General features: G+C 72.0%; 20 protein-coding genes. 14 read left to right on the top strand and 6 right to left on the bottom strand.

The window, feature by feature from the left end; translation table 11 throughout:
* Positions 1-3: 3 nt before the first annotated feature.
* Positions 4-1,449 carry a cytochrome ubiquinol oxidase subunit I gene (locus HGB44_RS12920; protein ID WP_061078204.1) on the bottom strand — a complete coding sequence of 482 codons (1,446 nt, stop codon included), beginning with the start codon at positions 1,447-1,449 and terminating at the stop codon, positions 4-6.
* Positions 1,450-1,887: 438 nt separating this feature from the next.
* On the bottom strand, positions 1,888-2,619 hold the full coding sequence (locus HGB44_RS12915) for a DUF305 domain-containing protein (protein WP_061078203.1): 732 nt from the start codon (positions 2,617-2,619) through the stop codon (positions 1,888-1,890).
* An 89-nt stretch (positions 2,620-2,708) separates the two neighbouring features.
* On the opposite strand from HGB44_RS12915, the gene HGB44_RS12910 reads away from it, so the two are divergent.
* Positions 2,709-3,515 carry a DUF3105 domain-containing protein gene (locus HGB44_RS12910; protein WP_061078202.1) on the top strand — a complete coding sequence of 269 codons (807 nt, stop codon included), beginning with the start codon at positions 2,709-2,711 and terminating at the stop codon, positions 3,513-3,515.
* Positions 3,516-3,833: 318 nt separating this feature from the next.
* On the opposite strand, the gene HGB44_RS12905 is transcribed toward HGB44_RS12910, so the two are convergent.
* Together HGB44_RS12905 and HGB44_RS12900 are read right to left on the bottom strand one after the other, a co-directional pair.
* The gene (locus HGB44_RS12905) at positions 3,834-4,301 is read right to left on the bottom strand and encodes a DUF3515 domain-containing protein (RefSeq protein ID WP_061078201.1); all 468 of its coding nucleotides are present in this window, start codon (positions 4,299-4,301) and stop codon (positions 3,834-3,836) included.
* Positions 4,302-4,331: 30 nt separating this feature from the next.
* Positions 4,332-4,565, bottom strand: coding sequence for an Lrp/AsnC family transcriptional regulator (locus HGB44_RS12900; protein WP_013151260.1), 234 nt, complete (start codon positions 4,563-4,565; stop codon positions 4,332-4,334).
* 131 nt (positions 4,566-4,696) lie between these two features.
* Here HGB44_RS12900 and HGB44_RS12895 point away from each other — a divergent pair, with 131 nt between their 5' ends.
* Together HGB44_RS12895 and HGB44_RS12890 are read left to right on the top strand one after the other, a co-directional pair.
* Positions 4,697-5,689 carry a thiamine-phosphate kinase gene (locus HGB44_RS12895; protein WP_061078289.1) on the top strand — a complete coding sequence of 331 codons (993 nt, stop codon included), beginning with the start codon at positions 4,697-4,699 and terminating at the stop codon, positions 5,687-5,689.
* 259 nt (positions 5,690-5,948) lie between these two features.
* Positions 5,949-6,602 carry a cellulose binding domain-containing protein gene (locus tag HGB44_RS12890; protein WP_061078200.1) on the top strand — a complete coding sequence of 218 codons (654 nt, stop codon included), beginning with the start codon at positions 5,949-5,951 and terminating at the stop codon, positions 6,600-6,602.
* Positions 6,603-6,769: 167 nt separating this feature from the next.
* Here the strand turns inward: HGB44_RS12890 and rpmB are convergent, their stop codons facing one another.
* The gene (rpmB, locus tag HGB44_RS12885; protein ID WP_013151263.1) at positions 6,770-6,955 is read right to left on the bottom strand and encodes a 50S ribosomal protein L28; all 186 of its coding nucleotides are present in this window, start codon (positions 6,953-6,955) and stop codon (positions 6,770-6,772) included.
* A 495-nt stretch (positions 6,956-7,450) separates the two neighbouring features.
* Between rpmB and recG the strand changes: the two genes are divergently transcribed.
* The 11 genes from recG to HGB44_RS12830 all read left to right on the top strand — a co-directional run bounded on the left by recG (position 7,451) and on the right by HGB44_RS12830 (position 19,856).
* Positions 7,451-9,658, top strand: a complete 2,208-nt coding sequence (recG, locus tag HGB44_RS12880) for an ATP-dependent DNA helicase RecG (protein ID WP_061078199.1) — start codon at positions 7,451-7,453, stop codon at positions 9,656-9,658.
* A gap of 222 nt (positions 9,659-9,880) precedes the next feature.
* Positions 9,881-10,462, top strand: coding sequence for a 16S rRNA (guanine(966)-N(2))-methyltransferase RsmD (gene rsmD / locus HGB44_RS12875; protein ID WP_061078198.1), 582 nt, complete (start codon positions 9,881-9,883; stop codon positions 10,460-10,462).
* A gap of 303 nt (positions 10,463-10,765) precedes the next feature.
* Positions 10,766-11,260, top strand: coding sequence for a pantetheine-phosphate adenylyltransferase (gene coaD / locus HGB44_RS12870; protein ID WP_061078197.1), 495 nt, complete (start codon positions 10,766-10,768; stop codon positions 11,258-11,260).
* Between the two features lie 226 nt (positions 11,261-11,486).
* Positions 11,487-12,032: a YceD family protein gene (locus tag HGB44_RS12865; protein WP_061078196.1), complete on the top strand. Its 546-nt coding sequence runs from the start codon at positions 11,487-11,489 to the stop codon at positions 12,030-12,032.
* A gap of 137 nt (positions 12,033-12,169) precedes the next feature.
* On the top strand, positions 12,170-12,346 hold the full coding sequence (gene rpmF, locus HGB44_RS12860; RefSeq protein ID WP_013151268.1) for a 50S ribosomal protein L32: 177 nt from the start codon (positions 12,170-12,172) through the stop codon (positions 12,344-12,346).
* 527 nt (positions 12,347-12,873) lie between these two features.
* Positions 12,874-13,632 carry a ribonuclease III gene (gene rnc / locus HGB44_RS12855; RefSeq protein ID WP_061078195.1) on the top strand — a complete coding sequence of 253 codons (759 nt, stop codon included), beginning with the start codon at positions 12,874-12,876 and terminating at the stop codon, positions 13,630-13,632.
* A 7-nt stretch (positions 13,633-13,639) separates the two neighbouring features.
* Complete coding sequence (mutM, locus tag HGB44_RS12850; RefSeq protein WP_061078194.1) at positions 13,640-14,494, top strand: bifunctional DNA-formamidopyrimidine glycosylase/DNA-(apurinic or apyrimidinic site) lyase; 855 nt, start codon at positions 13,640-13,642, stop codon at positions 14,492-14,494.
* 61 nt (positions 14,495-14,555) lie between these two features.
* A complete protein-coding gene (locus HGB44_RS12845) occupies positions 14,556-14,843 on the top strand; it encodes an acylphosphatase (RefSeq protein ID WP_061078193.1) in 288 nt (95 codons plus the stop codon).
* A 365-nt stretch (positions 14,844-15,208) separates the two neighbouring features.
* Positions 15,209-15,400, top strand: coding sequence for a hypothetical protein (locus tag HGB44_RS12840; RefSeq protein ID WP_061078192.1), 192 nt, complete (start codon positions 15,209-15,211; stop codon positions 15,398-15,400).
* A gap of 367 nt (positions 15,401-15,767) precedes the next feature.
* Entirely contained in the window at positions 15,768-19,313 is a 3,546-nt protein-coding gene (gene smc, locus HGB44_RS12835) for a chromosome segregation protein SMC (RefSeq protein WP_061078191.1), read from the top strand.
* An 81-nt stretch (positions 19,314-19,394) separates the two neighbouring features.
* Positions 19,395-19,856, top strand: coding sequence for a hypothetical protein (locus HGB44_RS12830; RefSeq protein ID WP_061078190.1), 462 nt, complete (start codon positions 19,395-19,397; stop codon positions 19,854-19,856).
* 158 nt (positions 19,857-20,014) lie between these two features.
* Here the strand turns inward: HGB44_RS12830 and HGB44_RS12825 are convergent, their stop codons facing one another.
* Positions 20,015-22,666, bottom strand: a complete 2,652-nt coding sequence (locus HGB44_RS12825; protein ID WP_061078189.1) for a S8 family serine peptidase — start codon at positions 22,664-22,666, stop codon at positions 20,015-20,017.
* Between the last annotated feature and the right edge of the window lie 300 nt (positions 22,667-22,966).

Genomic DNA, 22,966 nt, shown 5'->3' with positions numbered 1-22,966 from the left:
CTCCTAGTAGCTGAAGTGCGGGATCTTGGACTCGTCCTCGTCGTCCTCCAGATCGGGGACGAGGTGGGAGGGCCCGGCCTTGATGTACTTCAGGAGCAGGCCGACCTCGACGACGAAGAGCCCCCCGTACACCGCGGTGAACCCGGCCAGGGTCGCCGCGACGGCCCCCAGGCTCACCCCGGGGGAGACGCTGGCAGCGGTGAGCAGCTCGCCGTGCACGGTCCAGGGCTGGCGGCCCATCTCGGTGAGCACCCAGCCGAAGATGTTGGCGGCCAGCGCCGCGGGCAGCGCGAGCATGGCCGCGTAGTAGAACCACTTGCTGGTCGGTGTGCGCTCCCTGCCCCAGGTGAGGAGGAGGCCGAGCGCGGCCACCGCCACCCCGAACATCCCCAGGCCCATCATCAGGCGGAAGGACCAGTACACGACGAACACGTTGGGGGTGTAGTCGCCGGGGCCGTAGTACTCGTCGTAGGCCTCCTCCAGGTTGTTCATCCCGTGCACCTCGCCGTCGAACTGACCGGTGGCGAGGAAGCTGAGCACGTTGGGGATGGTGATGTCGATGGGGTTGTAGCGTTCCTCGGTGTCGCCGACGGCCAGGGCGGAGAAGGCCGCGCCCTCCTCGGTCTCCCACAGGGCCTCGGCGGCGGCGAGCTTCATCGGCTCGTACTCGGCGGCGAGCTTGGCCTGGTGGTCGCCGGAGAAGACCACCAGGGCCCCGGCGACCAGGGTGAAGACCAGGCCGACCTTGAGCGTGCCGCGGAACAGGGCGAAGTCCTTCCGGGGCGGGACCACCCCGGGGACGCCGGTGTCGTCGTGGTGGCTGTTGCGCCAGAGCTTGTAGGCGCTGACCGCCACGACGAACAGCCCGGCGGTGATGAACGCGGCCGAGACGGTGTGCAGGTAGGTGGACCAGGCCTGGTCGTTGCTGAGCACGGCCCAGATGTCGGTGAGCTCGGCGCGCCCGTTCTCCTCGTTGACCGTGTAGCCGACGGGGTGCCGCATCCAGGCGTTGGCGGCGAGGATGAAGTACGCCGAGAGGTTGGTGCCGACGGCGACCGCCCAGATGCAGGCCAGGTGGACGCCCCGGGACAGCCGGTGCCAGCCGAAGATCCACAGTCCGATGAAGGTGGACTCCAGGAAGAAGGCGAGCAGGGCCTCCATGGCCAGCGGGGCGCCGAAGACGTCGCCGACGAAGCGGGAGTACTCGCTCCAGTTCATGCCGAACTGGAACTCCTGCACGATCCCGGTGACCACGCCCATGGCGAAGTTGATGAGGAAGAGCTTGCCGAAGAACTGGGTGGCCTGCAGGTACTCGTGTCTGCCGGTGCGGTACCAGAGGGTCTGGAGCACGGCCACGATGAACGACAGCCCGATGGTCAGGGGTACGAACAGGAAGTGGTAGATCGTGGTGACACCGAACTGCCACCTCGCGAGTTCAAGGGCTTCCATACCCGCCTCTCCAAGTACCGACCGCCGGTAGTACTACAGATCGTAGTTCTACAGGGTGTCGTAGTTCCAGCGGGTCCTGCGGAAAACGGTGTTCCGTGCGTCTCCCCGGTGGGTGCGCGGGCTCTCTGGGGTGCTCCGGCGGAGGCTGTGGACGGGCCTCCACCGCCGCCACCTGCGGGAAAGCCGCCGGGGTGGCGCGGCCGCGGCCGCGCGGGGAGCCGCCGTGTGCGTTCGGACACACACGCTTCGGGACACGAACCGCCGCGCGCGGGACAGGCCGCGGGAGTGCCGGTCCGCGGGAGTGTCCGGATCCGTGCGGGACCGGCTCCGGGCACGCGCCGTCCCGACGCGGACGGACCCGGACGCACACGGCCCCGGACACGGCGACGGCGGCCCACCCGGAGGTGAGCCGCCGTCCTCGTGTGCCCGAACGCGGGGTCAGTCGCCGGAGGCGCCGTCCTGGCGCTGGTCGATCATGCCCTCCATCAGGTCGATCTCCTTGAGCTGGGAGTCGGCCATCCCCTGCGCGAAGTTGGTGACCAGGTCCTCCTGGCCCAGCTCCACCTCCGCCTCGGCCATCTCGATGCCGCCCCGGTGGTGGGCGATCATCAGCTCCAGGAAGAGGAGTTCGGCCTCCACGCCCTCGGCGTCCTCCAGGGACACCATCTCCTCGGAGGAGGCCAGGCCCGGCATCGTGTCGGGGACCTCGCCGCCCTCGCCGCCGTGGTCGTGGCCCTCCATCCAGGCCATCGGCTCCTGCACGCCGCGCGCGTTGAGGTCCCAGGCCATCAGCCACCCCTGCATGATCCCGATCTGGGCCTGCTGGGTGCGGGTGATGTCGGTGGCCACCGTGCGCAGCTCGGGGTCCTCGGTCTTCTCCAGGATGATCATCGACATGTCCACGGCCTGGGCGTGGTGCGCGCTCATGTCGCGCAGGAACCCGGCGTCGGCACCGGTGTCCAGGGGGTGGGACGGGCGTCCCAGCAGGTAACCCCCGCCCAGGGCCAGTACGACGAGGATCACAGTGGTCCACATCGGTACCGAACGCCAGGACACCCGCGACGGGGTCTCCTCGTCCGGTGCCCCGTCCTCCCACGGGGGCCCGTCGTCGTCCGGGACATCGCCGACGTGGTCGGCGGTCCCGGCCGCGGGACCGTTTTTCTGTTCCATAGGAACCATCCTGGTCGAATCGCCCAACTCTGGTGCCAAAGTAGAGGATAGGTAAGTCCCTAATGTCACCATCCACCCCAGGAGACCCCGTGGCCAAGAAGAAGACGGCGGAGGAGCGTCGCCGCCGCGCCGCCGAGCTGAAGGCGCAACGCGTCAAAGAGGAGCGCCGCCGCAAAATCCTTACCACCACCGGTATCACGACCGCTGTGGTCCTGGTCGTGGGGTTGATCGGTTTCCTCGTCTTCATGGAGTTCCGCAGCCGCACGATCTCGGGGGTGGAGGAGTACGAGGTCGGCTCCTACGTCCACGTCGACACCGGGCAGCGCGTGAACTACGAGCAGACCCCGCCCGTGGGCGGCGACCACTGGAACGCCTGGCAGAACTGCGGTGTCTACACCGAGCCGGTGACCCACGAGTTCGCGGTGCACTCCCTGGAGCACGGCGCGGTGTGGATCAACTACCGGCCCGACCTGCCCGAGGACCAGGTGCAGACGCTGACCGACATGTACAGCTCCGGCGACTACCTGGTGATCAGCCCCTACGCGGGTGAGCTGGACGCGCCGATCGTCGCCTCCAGCTGGGGGCGCCAGATCAGCGCCGAGAGCGCCGACGACGAGAACCTCCAGCGCTTCGTGCGGCTGTACGAGCGCGGCACCGACGTTCCCGAGCCGGGTGCCGCCTGCTCGGGCGGCGTGGCGGAGAACGCCGAGGAGGTCGAGGCCATGCTCGGCAGCGGCGGCGGCGTGGACGCCGAGACCATGGAGGGCCCCGAAGGCGGTGACGCCGGAGCCGAGGAGGGCGCTGAGGAGGGCGCTGGGGACGAGGCCTCCGACGCTCCCTCCGACGCCGCCGAGGACGAGCCGGCAGCCGAGGAGTCGGCCGGGGCGGAGAACTGACGGGACTTTCCACCGTCACCGTGATCCCGTGATGGCCGAACGTGGGGCCGCCGGCGGCCGCTGGCGGCCCCACGCGTGTGTCGCCCACAGGCTGCGAAAGCCCCTGGCGGACGGGTTCCGCGCGGGCTTGGCGTGGTAAGGGGGGAGGCCGCGCCTTCGCCCGCTTCGGCGTGCCCGCCCGCCGGGCACCGGCGTCAGCGCACGCCCAACGCGCACCGCCGCCCGGGTCCGTCCGGCGAACGCCGCCGCCCGGGCCCGCTCACCTGCCGGGAACCGCCCGTGGGCGCGCGGTCAAGACCTCCCGGCGCGAGCTCCGGGTCACAGCTCCCCTTCGGGAAGCGCCGGGACGTGTTCGACGATCAGGTCGCTGACCGTCGACAGCGCGGCGGCGGGGGCGCCGTGGGCGGCCGGGACCGACAGTTCCACGTAGGCCTCGTGGCCGATCGCCGTGTACATGGTGGGAGCGTCCTCCGGCTGCGGCAACCACGGAACACCGTTGACCTCCTGCAGGTAGGAGGTGCTGGTCAGGGTCACCGGGCGCTCCACCCCGCAGCGCAGCCCGATGGGCGGGTCGCCCCAGGCCGCGGTGAGCTCCGAGTCGGGCCGCACCCGTGCCCGCTCCGCCCCCAGCAGGGTGTCGGGGAGCGCCGCGACGAGGTCGGCGCAGACCTCGGCGGCCGCCGCGTCCGCCTCTGGCGGCTGCATCCGTACGGTCTGCGCGCCGCAGCCCGTCGCCACCAGGGCCAGGGCCGCGACCACACCGGCGTACGCGTACCGACTCAGCACAGCAGACCCCGCTCCGGATGACGCGATGCGTCAGATGTTGACGATGGGACAGGTGAGAGTCCGGGCGATGCCGTCCAACCGCTGGATCCGGGCCACCACGAGGGTGCCCAGGGAATCGATGTCTTCGGCGCTGGCCTGGACGATGACATCGTAGGGCCCGGTCACGTCGTGGGCCTTCTCGACCCCCTCGATGCCCCGGATGCGTCCGGCCACCTCGGCCGCCTGACCGACCTCGGTCTGGATCAGGATGTATGCCTGCACCATGAGTACTCCTTCGTGTCGCCGGGCGAAGCGGCGAGTGGGTTCACGGCCGAGCCAGGGTGCGGCCGATGACGGACGGATGACAAGTGTGGGTCCGGACCACCGCGCCGGAGCGTCACCGTACCCTGATCCCTGTGCGGAACACCATTGGGGGTCTTGGTGAGTTCGCTCTGATCGCACGCGTGACGAGCCAATTCCCCACCACGGACGATGTAATCCTCGGACCAGGGGACGACGCCGCTGTCGTCGCGTCCCCCGACGGCCGGACGGTCGCCACCACCGACCTGCTGGTCGAGGGCCGCCACTTCCGGCGCGAGTGGTCCACCGCCCGTGACGTGGGGCACCGGGCCGTCGCGCAGAACTTCGCCGACGTCGCGGCCATGGGCGCCCGCCCCACCGGCCTGCTCATCGGCTTCGCCGCGCCCGCCGACCTGCCGGTGTCCTGGGCGGAGGAGTTCACCGCCGGAGTACGCGACGAGTGCGCGGTCGCGGGCGGCGCCGTCGTGGGCGGGGACATGGTCGGCTCGGACACCCTCACCATCGCGGTCACCGCGCTCGGCGACCTCCAGGGACGGGCGCCGGTCCGCCGCGACGGCGCCCGGCCCGGCGACGTGGTCGCCTACACCGGCCACCTGGGGCTGTCGGCCGCCGGGCTCGCCCTGCTGGAACAGGGGATCGACGGCCCGGCCGAGTGCCTGTCCGAGCACCGCAGGCCCAGCCCGCCCTATGCCCGAGGAGCGGAGGCGTCCCGCCTCGGGGCCACGGCCATGCTCGACGTCAGCGACGGCCTCGCCCAGGACCTCGGGCACGTCTGCCGGGCCAGCGGGGTGCGCGTCGACCTGGAGGGGGAGGCGCTGCGCCCCGAGCCCGCCCTCGTCGATGCGGTCCGCGCCCTGGGCGCCGGAGCCGACACGGCCGAGCGGGCCGCGCGCGACCTCATGGTCGCCGGGGGCGAGGACCACGCCCTCGCCGCCGTGTTCCCGCCGCACACCGCTCTGCCCGCTCACTGGTACAGGGTGGGAACCGTTGTGGGAACAACAGGTGAAACCGCGGAAGAAAACACAATTCCGGTCACGGTCGATGGGCGGGTTCCGCCTCGCGGAGGATGGGATCATTTCCGGCACTGAGGCGCCCGATGGGATTTGTCCTGTTTAACTCTCACGCTAGGCTTTGCGAACGCGGCCTTTCCGGGCGCAGCACCCGCCTCATGGGACGCAGCGGCCCCAGGAAGTCCCCGGGAACGACCGACCGAGGGTTGGTAGAAGAAGCCACGGCTTCGCGGGTGTCCACCGCACCGGACGGGGACGCACACGACGGAGGGCGACGAGGGAGGGACCGGAACCGGAGCTCTCGGTGGAGGGTGATGGAAACGTCGAGGAGCGGTTTATGGGGCGGCATGGCTGGCGGAACGGCAACCGCCGGGGTGTGCACCGCAGCGAGCCGAAGGACGTCGGCGCGCTGCGGCGGCTCGGCGGCCTCATCGAGAGCACGGTCCCCAAACACGTCGAACCCCCGCGCCTGCTCAACGTGCTCGTCGTCTCCGGCGTGATCCTCGGCCTGCTCCTGTTCGGGTACAGCACCACCCAGATCTACCTCCAGTTCGGCGGCACCCCGGGCGCGACAGAGGACCCCGGGGTCCAGGACGGGGCCCAGCCCACGCACGACGCCTCACCCGGTACCGACGCCGAGGAGCCCGCGGCCGAGGGCGAGCCGCAGACCCAGGCGGGGTCGGAGCCGACCACGGTCGTCTACCGCATCACGGAGTCCACCGCGGTCGGGTTCAGCGGCCACGTCACCGTCACCAACACCTCGCGGGCCAGCCTGGACGGCTGGGAGCTGGCCCTGGCCTTCGACTCCGCCGAGGTCACGCACGTCAACGGCGCGGACTGGGCGGAGATCGAGGACGGCATCCTGGCCCGCCAGCCCGCCGACCAGGACAGCCTGGAGCCCGGCGACTCGGTGGCGCTCACCTTCGAGGCGGTCGGCGTGCCGCAGAGCCCGATCCGCTGCTCCCTGAACGGCCACGTCTGCCAGCTGTGAGCCGGGGGCGCACGCCGACCCCGGGCCCGCAGGGGTTCCGGGCCGGTGACCGGGGCGGCCGCGGTCCCCGGCGGGACCCCGACGACTCGTCAGACCCCGGCAAAGGGTGAAGGCCCCCGACCGAGATGGTCGGAGGCCTCCATGGAAGGTCCTGAGGGTTGGGAACCCTAGCGGGTCACCTTGCCGGCCTTGATGCACGAGGTGCAGGCGTTCACGCGCTTGGGCGTGCCGCCCACACGGGTGCGGACGGTCTGGATGTTGGGGTTCCAGCGGCGGCGGGTGCGACGGTGCGAGTGGGAAACACTGTTACCGAACCCTGGTCCCTTGCCGCAGACGTCGCAGACGGAAGCCACGGTAACTCCATTCAAGCGCTCGGGATCGCGCACGTCGCCGCACGCGAAGATTCATCCGACCGGGAGAGGTCGGGCGGACTGGTTGACGGTGACGCCAACCGTGGAAGGTTACACGAAGGACGTGGCCCGACGCGCAGTGCGGGCCGACGACCGGTGTCCGTACGTGTGATGGTGGATCGCGCCGTGGTCGAGAACGACCCGGTTGACCACCGAGAGCATCGAATCAGCCACGCGGGCATGGCGAAAACGCGATGAACTTCCACGAGTATACCCCGATTGGGAGGGGCGGGAGCCGCGGGCGAGGCAGTGTCAACGGGAGACAGTGCCACCGGGCTGGCCGCCGGGGTCGACCACCGGGACCCTGGGAGCCCTCCGGGCCGGGGCCCGGCCCTCTCCCCCGCGTTCGCGGGCCGACCGAGGCGGTGGGAAGGCGCGCGAGCGTCGCACCGGAGGACTACCGTGGCGGTGACCGGCGATCCGAGACGGGAAGCACACGTGAGCACCTGGGACGAACCGCTGAGCAGGGGGCCCCTCAGGGGCAAGACGGCCAAGGCCCTCTCCGAGAAGCTCGACCTGCACACCCTCGGCGACCTGCTGCGCTACTACCCGCGCCGGTACGACCGGCGCGGCGACCTGACCGACCTCGCGGCACTGCGCGAGGGCGAGGAGGTCACCGTGCAGGCCCGCGTCCTGGACGCCAAGCGGCGCACCGTGCCCGCACGGCAGGGCCGCCGCCGCATGGACATGATGGAGGCCACCGTCACCGACGGCACCGGGCGCCTGCACCTGACCTTCTTCAACCGGGGCTCCTACCACCAGGGAGCCCTCGTCCCCGGGCGCCTGGCGATGTTCTCCGGCCGGGTCTCCACCTTCAAGGGCCGCCGCCAGCTCGACCACCCCCAGTACGAACTCCTCGACGAGGACGGCCACGAGGGCGAGCGGGCGCGGGCCTACGCCGAGGAGCTCATCCCCGTCTACCCGGCGGTCAAGGGCCTGGACTCCACCACCATCGCCCGCACCGTCGACATCGTCCTCGCCGACGTCGACAGCCTGCCCGACCCGCTGCCCCCCGAACTGCGCGAACGGCGCGGGCTCCTCGGCGTCGCCGACGCCCTGCGCCGGATCCACCGGCCCGCGGAGTGGTCCGACGTCGCCTCCGCCCGCCGCCGCCTGAAGTGGGACGAGGCCTTCGTCCTGCAGCTCGCGCTCGCCCAGCGGCGCCACCGCGCCGAGGACCTGCCGGCCAAGCCCCGGCCCGGCGCGGTCGACGGCCTCCTGGACGCCTTCGACGCCCAGCTGCCGTTCACGCTCACCGAGGGGCAGCGGGAGGTCGGCGAACGCCTCGCCGAGCGGCTCGACGCTTCCCACCCCATGCACTGCCTGCTCCAGGGCGACGTCGGCGCGGGCAAGACCCTGGTGGCGCTGCGGGCCATGCTCCGGGTCGTGGACTCCGGCGGCCAGGCCGTCATGCTCGCGCCCACCGAGGTCCTGGCCCAGCAGCACTACCGGTCCATCAGCGCCATGCTTGGCGCGCTGGGCCGCGCCGGCCAGATCGACGGTGCGGAGAACGCCACCCGGGTGGCGCTGCTCACCGGTTCCATGAACGCCGCCGCCCGCCGGGAGGCCCTGCTCGACGCGGCGTCCGGCGCCGCGGGGATCGTCGTGGGCACCCACGCCCTGCTCCAGGAGCACGTGTCCTTCGCCGACCTGGGGCTGGTGGTGGTCGACGAGCAGCACCGGTTCGGCGTGGAGCAGCGCGACGCCCTGCGGGAGAAGGCCGTGGACGGGCGCCCCCACGTGCTGGTCATGACGGCCACGCCCATCCCGCGCACCGTCGCGATGACCGTCTACGGCGACCTCGACGTGGTCGCCCTCACCCAGCTGCCCACCGGTCGCGCACCCGTGTCCACGCACGTGGTGCCCGCGCGTGAGAAGCCGCACTTCCTCGCCAGGGCCTGGGAGCGCATCCGTGAGGAGGCGGGCGGCGGACACCAGGCCTTCGTGGTCTGCCCGCGGATCGGCGACGACGCCAAGGAGGAGGCCGAGGAGGAGGTCGGCGCAGGGGACGGCGAGGAGGCCGCGGGCGCACGGCCTCCGCTGGCGGTGCTCGACGTGGCGGCGCGCCTGACGGAGGGGCCGCTCTCCGGACTGCGAGTGGAGGTCCTGCACGGCCGGATGGCGCCCGACGACAAGGACGCGGTGATGCGCCGCTTCTCGGCCGGGGACACCGACGCCGTCGTCTCCACCACCGTCATCGAGGTGGGCGTGGACGTGCCCAACGCCACGGTGATGGTCATCATGGACGCGGACCGCTTCGGCGTCTCGCAGCTGCACCAGCTGCGCGGCCGGGTCGGCCGAGGCCAGCTGCCGGGGCTGTGCCTGCTGGTCACCGACGCGGAGGAGGGCTCTCCGGCCCGTGAGCGGCTGGCCGCGGTGGCCGCGACCACCGACGGCTTCGAACTCTCCCGGGTGGACCTGGAGATGCGCCGCGAGGGCGACGTGCTGGGCGACTCGCAGTCCGGCGCCCGCTCCAGCCTGCGGATGCTCACCCTGCTCAAGGACGAGGAGCTCATCGGGGACGCGCGCGAGGAGGCCACGGCGTACGTGGCGGCCGATCCCGGGCTGACCGGGCACCCGCCGCTGGCCGAGGCGCTGGAGACGCTGCTGCCCGAGGAGCGGGCGGAGTACCTGGACAAGGCCTGAGCGCGCGGGGCGGCCGGGTCGGGCGCGAGCGGGAACGGCGACCGGACGCCCGGCGGTGGGGGCGGCCGTCCACGGGCCGCGGTGTTGTCCACAGGTCGAGGCGGGCTCTGGTGCGGCCTGCGCGCCGGGGCCTAACGTGGAAAGCGGGGGGTCCCCAGGCCGCCCGCCTCGTGCTGCCCGCGTACCGGGGCGCCCGCACACCCCGGCCGCTACCGTGGGGGCATGACCCGCATCATCGCCGGCACGGCCGGTGGACGGCGCATCTCCGTCCCCGAGGGCCGTAACACCCGCCCCACCAGTGACCGGGCCCGCGAGGCGCTGTTCTCCTCGGTCCAGTCCGACCTCGGCTCCCTCGAAGGCGTCCGGGTGATGGACCTGTACGCGGGCTCGGGGGCCATCGGCCTGGAGGCCCTGTCCCGGGGCGCCGCGCACGCGCTGCTGGTGGAGGCCGATCGCAGGGCGGCACAGGTGCTCAGGGGCAACATCCAGACGCTCGGACTCCCCGGTGCGCGTCTGGCCGCCGACCGCGTGGAGCGGGTGGTCGGCACGGACAACACCGGCGACCCCTACGACCTCGTGGTCGCCGACCCGCCCTACGCCGTCACCGACGCCGAGGTCACCGGGGTGCTGACCGACCTGGTCGGCCGCGGCTGGCTGGCCGAGGACGCCGTGGTCGTCGTCGAACGCTCCAAACGCGGGGCCGAACCCTCCTGGCCCGAGGGCCTGGAGCGCGACCGCAGCCGGGGGTACGGGGAGGCGGTTCTCTGGTACGCCCGCCCGTCGCCCGCCACCACCCCCACTTGACGCCCGCACCACACAGGTTCCACTCCGCGCGGACCTCGCGCCCACCCCGCACGCCCCGGGCCCCGCCCCGGCGCGCCTCCCGGACGAAGGCGGGAAGCGGGGTAGGAAAACGGTCAGGGGCGGTTTCCGGTTCGGGAGGGGGAAGCCCGCTTCGGCCGTCATGGCAGGCCGTGCGCCGAAAGCGCGCACACGTCCCGACCACGGACGAAGACGACCGCTAAACGGGTGTTGCCCGAATCCGGGCCGAGGCCAAGCCCTACGATCGCGGTACCCGAACGTAGCTGCTGAAAGGGGCGATCCACCGTGCGCCGTGTCGTCTGCCCGGGTTCCTTCGACCCGGTGACCTACGGTCATATCGACATCATCGGCCGGGCGGCCAAGCAGTACGACGAGGTCGTCGCCGCCGTGCTCAACAACGTCAACAAGCGCGGCCTGTTCACGGTCCCGGAGAAGCTCGACATGCTCCGGGAGGGCACCGCCGAGTTCGACAACGTCCGGGTCAGCGAGTTCGACGGCCTCCTCGTCGACTTCTGCCGGGAGAACGGCATCGAGACCATCGTCCGCAGCCTGCGCTCGGTCAGCGACTTCGACTACGAGCTCCAGATCGCCCAGATGAACTACCAGCTATCCGGGGTGGAGACCGTGTTCATGACGGCGAACCCGCAGTACTCCTTCCTGTCCTCCAGCCTCGTGCGCGAGATCGCCCAGCACCGCGGGGACGTCTCCAGCCTGGTCACCCCCCACGTCCAGGAGCGCCTGCGCGAGAAGTACGCGCGGAGGGACTCCGAGGGCCGCTGAGCGCCTGGCTCCGCCGCCTCTTTCTCCGTCGGGCCGGGGCTGATTTGGGCGGCGGGGTACATGCTGGGTACAATCTCGGTTTGACCATGGGTACCGCCGGTTCTCGGTGTGCCCCGACACCGCTCGCGCCCGTCGCACGCGACGCCTCCCGCGCGTTCGGTGCTGCGCCCGCAATCCTCGTGAAAGCCCGATTACCCTGTCTCGTCTAGACCCTCGTGACCCGTTCGTGGTCGACACCCGCCAGCTGGGCCGCCAGCCGGGGTCGATGCGGACCGTCAACCGCATCGTGACCGTCCCCGAGGCGTTCGCCACGGCGATGGCGGCCGTGCCCGAGGGCAGCGAGGTCGAGTTGGACCTGCGCCTGGAGGCGGTGATGGAGGGAGTCCTCGTCACCGGCACCATCCGCGGCCAGCTCACCGCGGAGTGCTCGCGCTGCCTGGACCCGATCTCGGACGGCGTCGAGGCCGGATTCCAGGAGCTGTACCGGTACTCCGCCGACGAGGGCGAGGTGGCGGGGACGGACGAGGACGCGGGCGACGAGGATGAGGACTACTATCTAGAGGGCGATCTCCTCGACCTCGGGCCCGTGGTCCGAGACGCCGTCGTGCTCGCGCTCCCGCTCACACCGTTGTGCGGTCCGGACTGCCCCGGCCTGTGCGCCGAGTGCGGTGCCAAACTCGCCGAGGCCGGGCCCGACCACGGCCACGGCGACAACATCGACCCGCGCTGGGAGGCGCTCCGCGAGATCGCGGACGAGCCCGGCGAACGATGAGCTCGTGAACCGATCGCGGACGGCCGCCCCCGGGCGCGCCCCCGCCGACCGGGGCACACCTTCCCCGCCACAGTGCGCGGGGTGACCGAGAGAAGCGACCTCCCGCGACCGCGCGGGGGTGACCCAGGAGGATTGAAGTGGCCGTCCCGAAGCGGAAGATGTCGCGGAGCAACACCCGGACCCGCCGTTCCCAGTGGAAGGCGTCGCGCCCGGTGCTGGTCAACTGCCCGCGCTGCCGCGACCCCAAGCAGCCCCACATCGCGTGCCCGACCTGCGGCACCTACAACAACCGCCAGGTCACCAACCCGGCCTAGGCGCGCAGTGGATCACACCGCTGGTCCTGCGCACCGCGGCCGAACGCGTCTGGCGGATGACGGGCTTCGGGTCCTCGTACCCGATTCCCCAGCCATCTCGGGGCGGACTCCGTACAAGGGTCCGCCCCGAAGTGCTGTCACCGTCCGTCCCCGGCCGGAGCGACCGTGCCCGCGCACGTGCTGAGTCACGTGCCCGTGTCCGTGCCGCCCCGTGTGCGCGGCCGGTGTCCGCACGGATTCCGCCCCTTGTCCTCGTGCTCCCCGAGCGCCGCCGCACGCGGGTTTGTAGAGTGATGCCGAGGAACAAAGCGTGATACACGACGAGCACCGGCGCGCGGGAGCGTCCGCGCGCCGCACAGCGGTCCGGGCTCTCCCGGGTTCCCGAGTTCGTGGTGGCTGCCGGGGGAGCGGAGCCTCCCGCGACGGTCACCTCGTTTTCGAGCACCCTGGCGGAGCCGCGGGGGCCGCACCCGACTCCAGCCGTCCGCGCGCCGCCGCCCGGCGCGTACGAACAGGGAAGTGAACGAGTGGCCAGCCAACTCCCCGTCTCCGAAGCCAAGGCGTTCCACCAGGCCATCGGGGTCGAAGTCGACCCGAAGATCCTGCTCAGGGCGCTGACCCACCGCTCCTACGCCTATGAGAAGGGCGGCCTGCCCACCAACGAGCGCCTGGAGTTCCTCGGGGACTCCGTGCTCGGCCTGGTGGTCACCGACACCCTCTTCCGCAAGCACCCCGACCTGCCCGAGGGCCAGCTCGCCAAGCTGCGCGCCGCCGTGGTCAACATGCGCGCCCTCGCCGACGTCGCCCGCGGGCTGGGCGTCGGCGCCTACATCCGGCTCGGCCGCGGTGAGGAGGGGACCGGGGGCCGCGACAAGTCCTCGATCCTCGCCGACACCCTGGAGGCCGTCATCGGCGCCGTCTACCTGGACCGCGGTCTGGACGTGGCCTCGGAGTTCGTGCACCGGCTCTTCGACCCGCTCATCGCCACCGCCTCCGGACTGGGCGCGGGCCTGGACTGGAAGACCTCCCTCCAGGAGCTGACCGCCGCCGAGATGCTCGGCGTCCCCGAGTACCACGTGGACGAGAGCGGCCCCGACCACCAGAAGACCTTCCGCGCGACGGTCCGCGTCGCGGGGGAGAGCTACGGCCTGGGTGAGGGCCGCAGCAAGAAGGAGGCCGAGCAGCAGGCCGCCGAGTCCGCGTGGAAGGCCATCAAGGCCCGCTCCGAGGCCGCCGCCGACACGGCGGGCGCGGCCGGTGCCGTCTCCGGCGACGGGCAGGGGTGAGTCGGCGGTGCCCGAACTCCCCGAGGTCGAGGTCGTCCGACGAGGCCTGGCCGAACACGCCCTGGGCCGCACCGTCGGCGCCGTCGAGGTCCTGCACCCCCGCGCGGTGCGGCGGTACCTGCCCGGCCCCGCCGACTTCGCCGCCCGCCTGTCGGGTCGCGTGCCCACCGCCGCGCGGCGCCGCGGCAAGTACCTGTGGCTCGTCCTGGACAGCGGCGAGATGCTCCTCACCCACCTGGGTATGAGCGGGCAGATGCTGGTCCAGCCCGAGGGCAAGCCCGACGAGAAGCACCTGCGGGTGCGCCTGCCCCTGTCGGACGGCACCGAGCTGCGCTTCGTCGACCAGCGCACCTTCGGCCACCTGATGGTGGACGTGCCCGGGGTGCGCGAGGACGTGCCCTCGTCGGTGGACCACATCGCCCTGGACCCGCTGGATCCGGACTTCGCGGCGGAGGACTTCGTGCGGGCGCTGCGGGCCCGGCGCACCGAGGTCAAGCGGGCGCTGCTGGACCAGTCGCTGATCAGCGGCGTGGGCAACATCTACGCCGACGAGGCGCTGTGGCGGTCCCGGCTGCACTGGGCGCGCTCCACGCGGGGGCTGTCCGACGCCGAGGCCGTGGAGCTGCTGGGCCACGTGGGCCAGGTGATGACCGAGGCCCTGGAGGTGGGCGGCACCACCTTCGACGGCCTGTACGTCAACGTCAACGGTGAGAGCGGCTACTTCGAGCGCGGGCTCAACGCCTACGGCCGCCGCGACCGCCCGTGCGGGCGGTGCGGCGCCCTGATCGTCCGCGAGGCGTTCATGAACCGCTCCTCCTACAGCTGCCCGACCTGTCAGAGGGCGCCGCGCGGCCGGAAGTGAAAAGGGCCTTTGGCGTGTCGGAAAGCAAAGTGTGTCTGCCAGGTAAGTAAGGAGTCCGTCCGTGGGGGACGAGGTCGAGGCCGTCCGGATGACCGCGTGGGTGCGCGGGCACGTGCAGGGCGTGGGTTTCCGCTGGTGGACACGGTCCAAGGCGCTGGAACTGGGCCTGGACGGGGCGGCCACGAACCTCCGGGACGGCCGCGTCGAGGTGGTCGCCGAGGGCCCCAGGGAGGCGTGCGAGCGCCTTCTTGGCCATCTCAGGGGCGGTGCAACACCCGGTCGTGTGGACTCCGTGGTCGAACGTTGGTCCTCGTCTGGGGGGACGTTCACCGGATTCGCCGAACGGTGAGTATGCTTGTGGGGTAACGCGATTCGAGCACACCGCACGACCGCGGCGGTCCCCAGGGACTCGCGGCAGGGTCTCGCGGGGTGTGAGGCGACCATCGCGCGGCGTGTGTCACCGGTCCGCGCGTTCCGGCTGGACCCGGGGTAGCCGTGTTCGGATCGTGCGCTGTCACCTGCCCGGAATACCTGTCCGGGTTGTGGCCGTTACGGACTGTCGTAATCCAATCTTGACCAGCGGCGCGCACAGTGAGACTCTGGAAGACACATCGCGCAGATCTTCCACCCGGGCCGGACCACCATCGGTCGGCTTTCCACGGGACATCACGTGCGCGGATTATCACTGGTCACTCAGTGTGGAGGACCCACATCATGGCGAAGGCTCTGTTTGGCCACGTCGGCGTCTCCGACCCTCGGATGGTCTCGGAGGTGCGGCGGCTCCAGAACCGGGTACGCGACCTTGAGGACGAGATCAGCCGTCTCCAGGCACGGAACGACCAGCTCAGCATGGCCGTCACCGATGCCGCCTCCGGCGCGACCGACCGCGAGCCGGCGCTCGCCTGACCTGACGCCGTCGACGTTTCGGGCACAGCCAGAGCTGTTCTCTCCGATGTGGTCGACCCACTGACGGGGACGCCGAACGCGCAAGCCAGGCGTCCCTGGCCGGGGCCGTCGACGGGCCGGGTCGCTGTCCTCAAGTCCGCTTCGCCGCAGTTTTTCCTTTCCCTTGCGGCCTTTTTACCGTTGTACCCGGCGGGCCCTGTCACAACCCTCCGTGTCCGCCGGACATCCCCCTCCTCCCCGCCGGGGCGCGGGCCCCTAGGCCGTCCGATCGGGGACACCAGCCCGAACCCCACCCTCCGGTCACCGCTTCGTGGCACCCTTAGGTGGTCGCGCTGTGTATCAACGGTGACCGTCGTGGGAGGTGTGGGTGTACCTGAAGAATCTGACGCTGCGCGGCTTCAAGTCGTTCGCGTCGGCCACCACTTTGCGTTTCGAGCCCGGGATCACCTGTGTGGTCGGTCCCAACGGCTCGGGCAAGTCCAACGTGGTGGACGCCCTGTCCTGGGTGATGGGGGAGCAGGGGGCCAAGTCCCTGCGCGGCGGCAAGATGGAGGACGTCATCTTCGCGGGCACCTCCACCCGCCAGGCGCTGGGCCGCGCCGAGGTCAGCCTCACCATCGACAACACCGACGGTGCGCTGCCCATCGACTACACCGAGGTCACCATCCGGCGGACCATGTTCCGCAACGGCGGCTCGGAGTACGCCATCAACGGCGACACCTGCCGCCTCCTGGACATCCAGGACCTGCTCAGCGACTCCGGCATCGGCCGTGAGATGCACGTCATCGTCGGCCAGGGGCAGCTGGACACCGTCCTGCACGCCGGTCCCGAGGAGCGCCGCGCCCTCATCGAGGAGGCCGCGGGCATCCTCAAGCACCGCAAGCGCAAAGAGAAGGCGATCCGCAAGCTCAACGCGATGCAGGGCAACCTGGACCGGGTCACCGACCTCACCGCGGAGCTGCGCCGCCAGCTCAAGCCCCTGGGCCGCCAGGCCGAGCTGGCCCGCAGGGCCGCCGTCATCCAGGCCGACCTGCGCGACGCCCGCCTGCGCCTGCTCGCCGACGACATCGTCACCCTCACCGGCCAGCTGGCCAAGGAGGAGGCGGACGAGAAGGAGGTCCTCGCCCGCCGCGGGGCCGCCGAGGCCGCCCTCGCCCAGACCCAGGAGCGCGAGACCGAGCTGGAGGCGCAGGCCGCCGAGGCCGCGCCCGCCCTGGCCCGCGCCCTGGAGACCTACCACGCGCTGTCGCGCCTGACCGAGCGCCTGGACGCCGTGCGCGGCCTGGCCAACGAGCGCCACCGCAACCTGGTCTCCGTCTCCGACGAGCCCGTCCACCGCCGCGACCCCGAGGAACTGGAGATGGAGGCCGAGGAGGCCGCCGCCCAGGAGGAGGAGCTGCTCACCCGTCTGGAGGAGGCCCGCGAGGCCCTGGAGGCCACCGTCACCGAGCGCTCCGCCGCCGAGGACGCCCTGCACCGGGAGGAGAAGCGGCTGGAGGCCGCCAACCGCGCCTCCGCCGAGCGCCGTGAGGGCCTCGTGCGGCTGTCCGCGCGGGTGGAGAGCCTGCGCGGCCGACTGGCCTCGAACGGGGACGAGATCACCCGGCTGGAGGAGTCCGCCCGCCAGGCCGCCGAACGCGCGGAGCGGGCCCAGGCCGAGTACGAGATGGCCGCCGAGGAGGCGGCCGGTCTCGACGAGGGCGACGCCGAGCTCGACGCCGCCCAGGAGGAGGCGGCCCGCCGCCTGTCCGAGGCCGACGCCGGGATCAACCGGCTGCGCGACGCCGAGCGCACCGCCGAGGGCGAGCGGGCCGCGCTCGCCGCGCGCAAGGAGGCCCTGGAGCTGGGGCTGGCGCACAAGGACGGCGCCGACACCCTCCTGGGCGCAGGCCTGCCGGGGATGCTCGGCAGCCTGGCCGCCCTCGTCCAGGTCGAGTCCGGACAGGAGACCGCCGTGGCCGCGGCCTTCGGCACGGCCGCCGGAGCGGTCGCGGTCAGCGACCCCGACACCGCCGTGGCCGCGCTCGACCTGCTCCGGTCCGAGGACGCGGGCCGCGCCGGGATCGTCATCGCCCAGGCCGTCCCCTCGGTGCCCCGGGGGGAGTGGCCCGCGCTGCCCTCCGGGGCCCGCTACGCCCTCGACGCCGTCGTGGCCCCCGAACACCTGACCGGAGCGGTCACCGCCCTGCTGGACCGCACCGCGCTGGCGGCCGACGCCCACGCGGCCCGCGACCTGGTCCGCAAGGTCCCCGGCGTGCGCGCAGTCACCCCCGAGGGGGACGTGTTCTCCGCCGCGCTGGTGCACGGCGGCTCGGCCGCCGCGCCGAGCCTGCTGGAGGTCCAGGCGGCCGTGGACGAGGCGGCCGGGAGGCTGGAGACGGCCACCGAGGCCGCCGGGCGGATCGCCGCCGAGCTGGAGGAGCGCAGGCACGAGCGCGCCGACCTGGCCGCCCGGGTCGAGGAGCTGACCGCGCGCCGCCGCCAGGGCGACCGCAGGCGCAACGAGTCCGCGCAGCGGCTGGGCAAGCTGGGCGGGCAGGCCCGTTCCGCCGAGGCCGAGTCCGAGCGGTACGCGGCCGCCGCCGCCAAGGCCGCCGCCGCGCGCGGCGAGGAGGCCGCCAAGCTGGAGCGGCTGGAGGAGGAGCTGGCCGAGGCCGAGGAGGTGGCCGCCTCCATCGAGGAGGACGCTCCCGACCCCGAGACCCGCGACGAGCTCGCCGCCCAGGCCTCGCGGGCCCGCGCCACCGAGATGGAGCGCCGCCTGTCGGTGCGCACCGCCGAGGAGCGCGCCCGCTCGATCGCGGGCCGCGCCGAGCAGCTGCGCGCCCAGGCCTTCGAGGAGCGCCGCGCCATGGAGCGCGCCGCCGAGCGCCGGCGCACCCGCGCCGCGCAGGCCACCATCGCCGAGGCCGCCGCCGAGGGCGCCCGCCTGGCCCTGGAGCGGATCGCGGTGTCCCTGGCCGCGGCCGAGGCCGAGCGCGCCGCCGCCGAGGCGGACAAGGAGGCGCGCGACGCCGAGCTGCGGACCGTGCGCGCCCGCGTGCGCGAGCTGTCCGTCGACCTGGAGAAGCTCACCAGCTCGGCGCACAGCGGCGAGGTGGCCCGGGCCGAGCGCCGTCTGCGCCTGGAGCAGCTGGAGGTCAGGGCGAGCGAGGAGATGGGCGTCGACGTGCCCACCCTCGTCGCCGAGTACGGGCCGAACGTGCCCGTGCCCCCTCCGGGCGACGCCGAGGAGGACGCGGTCCCGCTGCCGTACGTGCGCGAGGTGCAGGCCAAGCGGGCCAAGGCCGCCGAGCGCCAGCTCAACCAGCTGGGCAAGATCAACCCGCTCGCGCTGGAGGAGTTCGCGGCGCTGGAGGAGCGGCACGCCTTCCTCAACGCCCAGCTGGAGGACCTCAAGAAGACCCGCCGGGACCTGATGGACATCGTCCAGGAGGTCGACGCCCGGGTGCAGGAGGTGTTCTCCTCCGCCTACCTGGACGTGGAGCGGGAGTTCGCGGCGATCTTCGGGCGGCTCTTCCCCGGGGGCGAGGGGCGGCTGCTGCTCACCTCGCCCGAGGACATGCTGACCACCGGGGTGGAGGTGGAGGCCCGCCCGCCCGGCAAGAAGGTCAAGCGCCTGTCGCTGCTCTCCGGCGGCGAGCGCTCCCTGACCGCGGTGGCCTTCCTGGCCGCGATCTTCAAGGCCCGGCCGTCCCCGTTCTACGTGATGGACGAGGTCGAGGCGGCCCTGGACGACACCAACCTCCAGCGCCTGCTGGTGATCTTCGAGGAGCTGCGGGCCGCCTCGCAGCTGATCGTGATCACCCACCAGAAGCGCACCATGGAGGCGGCCGACGCGCTGTACGGCGTGACGATGCAGGGAGACGGCATCTCCCAGGTGATCAGCCAGAAGCTGGAGCGCCCCGCCTGACGGCCGGATCCGGCCACTCGCGGCCACTGCAGTGACCGGTAGCATCCCTCAGCCGGTTCGTGTGGGGATGACAGGAGTGGGATGTCCGGGGAACTCGCCTTCATGCTGGCCCTGTGCCTGGTGGTCCTTCTGGGCTTCGGAGTCCTCTTCATGGTGCGGACGCACGCTCCGGAGGACCCTCTCTGGCGCTGGGCCCTCCTCTGCGGGATCTGGGGTGGCTTCGCCGCGGTCCTCCTGCTCCTGGTGACCGACGCCTCCTGGTTCGCCTGGATGCTGGACGCCGGTCCGGAAGAGGAACAGGCGTGCCCGCCCGTGCTGGGACGCGGCCTCCCGTGGAACGATCCCGGTTTCGTTCCCGACCCGGGGGCCTGCGCCCAGGACGCCACCGCCAAGCTGGGATGGGCTCTGACGGCCGCGCTGGTCGCGCTGGTCTGCCTCGTGCTGCGCACCCGGGACACGGTCCTGGAGGCGGTCGGGCAGCAGTCGGACCCGCGGGAGGGAGCGTCCGAGCACCGCGAGGGCGGGGAACCGGCGGGCAACTGACCGTGTGGGGCGAACGCCTGCCCTGACACGTGAGGGGCCGCCCTCCCGGAGGGGAGGGCGGCCCCGGCCCCGCGCCCCCACCCGCGACCCGGGTCCGGCCCCAGCAGGCGGGCGCCCGAACACGGACCGAAGCGAAGCGGAGGTCCTCGGGGGTGCTGCTAACCGCGGTCGATGGTGATGACCGGGGAGGTCCAGGTCTCCCAGTGGTCGGGGTTGTCCGGGTCGCCGAGCGCCTTGAGCGCGCGGGCCTCCAGACGGTACTGGCCGTCCCTGACCGGGGTGATCCGGTCGTGGCGGTCCAGGACGGTGCCGTCCCACGCGTAGCTGAAGAACGACGTCCCGGTCGCACTGCGGTTCACGTGGTCCACCGACACCCCGACGTTGCGGTCCGGGTGCACGGGGCGCCCGGTGCGCTCGTCGACGACGGTCATCTCCAGCAGCGTGACGTGGTGGTCGAAGTGCGCGATGACGTACGGGACGTCCGGCAGGCCGTCGACCCACTCCAGGGTGTAGGTGGCGCCGTCGGGCTGGTTCTCGAACGTGCCGCCGCCCGCGCCCACGCACTCCAGGCCGGAGAACGCGCCGCACTCGGTGATCCGGGTCAGCCACGGCAGTTCGAGCACTTCACCGCTGCCGTCGGAGATCGGGGCCATCGCCTGGATCTCCTGGTAGTCGCCGTTGTAGGCGGCGTAGGGGACCCGGTAGGTCTCGCCGTCCGACTGGGCCACGGAGACGTAGCCGCCGTAGATCATCTGCTGGAAGTCCTGGGCGGGCGGGGTGAAGGTCACCTGCACCTCGGCCGTGCCGCCCGGCGCGACGGTCACCTCGTCCCGGTCGAAGACCACCTCGGCGGAGGCGTCGTTGTAACCGGGGGCGAAGGTGTCGCCGTGGGTGCCCAGGGCGCTCTCGTGGGCCAGGGCGTAGGTGGCCTCCTCGTCGCCGTCGTTGGTGATGGTGATCGTCTCGGTCACCTCGCCCTCGGTGGCGCCCAGGGACAGCTTGCCCGGGGTCACGGCGGTGGTGGCCAGCACGGCGCCGGGCACGTCCATCATGCCCGCGCCCTGGCGGTGGACGTTGTCGGTGTAACCCGCGTCGGGGTCGCCCCACCAGGCCTTGGGGTCGGCGCTGTTCTGGAGGACGTCGCGCACCTCGTGCGCGCCGAGGTCGGGGCGGGCCTCCAGGAGCAGCGCGACGCCGCCCGCCACGTGCGGCGAGGACATCGAGGTGCCGCTGATGGTGGCGTAGCCGCCCTTGGCCACGGGGTAGGTGGAGTTGATCAGGCCGCCGGGCGCGCCGATGTCGGGCTTCAGGGCCAGGTCGGGGGACAGGCCGAAGGAACTGAAGGAGCTGATCAGCCCGCCGGTCGGGTTGGGGATGGTGGTGGTCTCACCGGTCCAGGACAGGGTGACGGGCTCGTCGCCCTCCAGGAGCTCCAGCAGGTGGGCTCCGGAGGTGTCGGAGATCCCGACGGAGAAGGCCCCCTGGTCGACGATGCCGCCGCCCGCGAACATGCCGGGGACGTTGTTGTACATCACCACGCCGGTGGCGCCCGCGGCCACGGCCGCGTCGTACTTCTCGGCGAAGGCGCACGCGCCGCGCACCATCAGGGCGGTCCTGCCCTCGGGGTCGGCCTCCAGTTCGTCGCCCAGGGACGGGCAGCCCCGTCCGACGTGGACGAGTTCGTCGGTCTCACCCGAGGTGGGCGGCGGGGAGGCCTCGCCCATCTCCATGTAGGCCAGGGTCTCGCCGCTGGGGTTGGCGGTCGCCGACGCGGACCGGATGTGGGTGTTGTCGTAGGAGGCGACGCCGATCACGTCCTCTCCCAGGCCGGGGGCGCCCGCGGAGTACAGGCCGGTGTCGCCCTCGTTGCCGATGGAGGCGACCACGACCATGCCCTCGTCGACCAGGTTGTCGGAGGCGACCGCGGTGGGGTACTGCGGCCAGGAGTGCGACGAGCCGATGCTCATGTTGAGCACGTCCATGTCGTCGGCCAGGGCCTGTTCCATGGCGGCGATCATGATGTCGGAGGTGGTGGAGCCCTCGCAGCCGAACACCTTGTAGGCGCCGAAGTCCACGCCGGGCGCCACACCGGTGACCTCGCCCCGGGCGCCGACGATCCCGGCCACGTGGGTGCCGTGGCCGTGGCAGTCCTGGGGGTCGTCGTCGGGAGCGGGCACGGTGGTGGGGTCGCCCGCGTTGAAGTCGTCGCCGACGAAGTCGTACCCGGTGACCACGCGGTCGTTGGGGAAGCCGCCGCCGCCCAGGTCGGGGTGGGTGTAGTCGACGCCGGTGTCCATGACGGCCACGCGCAGGCCCTCGCCGGTCAGGCCGAGTTCGTTCTGTGCGGCGTCGGCCCCGGTCATCGGCAGCGCGGTGTCCAGGTCGGGGACGCTGGCGTCGCCCTCGGGGATCTCGTAGGTGACGACGGGGTAGATGGCGCTGACACCGGGGATCTCCCGGGCCGTGCCCACCTGTGCGTCGTCCATCTCGACGGAGAAGCCGTTCCAGAGATCGCCGAACGAGTGCCGTTCGGTGTACTCCAGGCCCGTGTCCTCGGCCTCGGCACGGAACTGCTCGTGTTCGCTCTCGACCTGTGCCGAGGAGGTGCCGGCGGTGGTCGGGGGGCTCTCCAGTTCGATGAACCACAGGCCGTTCGCCTGATGGGTCAGTTCGCCGTTCTCGGCGGAGGGGGCGGGGTGCAGGGGGGCGAGCTCGGAGGCTTCGTCGGCGCTGGCCGGTGTGGCCGCGACCAGGCCCGCGACGAGTGTCAACCCGGCGAGCGACGCCAGGCGGGTGCGGTGGGGTACCACCTTGTCAACACATCCCTTCTCGGTGCGCGCCTCAGGACACCGGGGGAGCGGGGGTAGCCCACTGGGTACGGTTGTGGTGCTCAGGGGGATACGCCGCTTAATGTCCGTCATCGGTTAATCGGCGCGCATAGCAACGAGATCATTGCCGTGCGCCATGAAAGTGTCAATGCTCACCAAGGCTCAATCTGGACACACGGGGGCGGGAACCAGCCTTCTGTTTTACAGATATCAACAAAACGGTCATTCTTCTCTTTTTGCGCGAAAGTAATAAAGGATGCGAAAGAGGATGGCCCGTTCCCG

The sequence above is a fragment of the Nocardiopsis alborubida genome (genome assembly GCF_012396365.1).
GTDB classification, from domain to species: Bacteria; Actinomycetota; Actinomycetes; order Streptosporangiales; family Streptosporangiaceae; genus Nocardiopsis; species Nocardiopsis alborubida.
This window is presented reverse-complemented; position numbering and strand designations above follow the sequence as displayed.

What these genes read in the sequence shown, in the direction of transcription:
- rsmD (WP_061078198.1), top strand. Translation starts at nt 9,881, where the DNA reads ATGACCCGCATCATCGCCGGCACGGCCGGTGGACGGCGCATCTCCGTC.
- HGB44_RS12830 (WP_061078190.1), top strand. Translation starts at nt 19,395, where the DNA reads ATGTCCGGGGAACTCGCCTTCATGCTGGCCCTGTGCCTGGTGGTCCTT.
- HGB44_RS12900 (WP_013151260.1), bottom strand. Translation starts at nt 4,565, where the DNA reads ATGGTGCAGGCATACATCCTGATCCAGACCGAGGTCGGTCAGGCGGCC.
- HGB44_RS12920 (WP_061078204.1), bottom strand. Translation starts at nt 1,449, where the DNA reads ATGGAAGCCCTTGAACTCGCGAGGTGGCAGTTCGGTGTCACCACGATC.
- HGB44_RS12840 (WP_061078192.1), top strand. Translation starts at nt 15,209, where the DNA reads ATGGCGAAGGCTCTGTTTGGCCACGTCGGCGTCTCCGACCCTCGGATG.
- HGB44_RS12890 (WP_061078200.1), top strand. Translation starts at nt 5,949, where the DNA reads ATGGGGCGGCATGGCTGGCGGAACGGCAACCGCCGGGGTGTGCACCGC.
- HGB44_RS12915 (WP_061078203.1), bottom strand. Translation starts at nt 2,619, where the DNA reads ATGGAACAGAAAAACGGTCCCGCGGCCGGGACCGCCGACCACGTCGGC.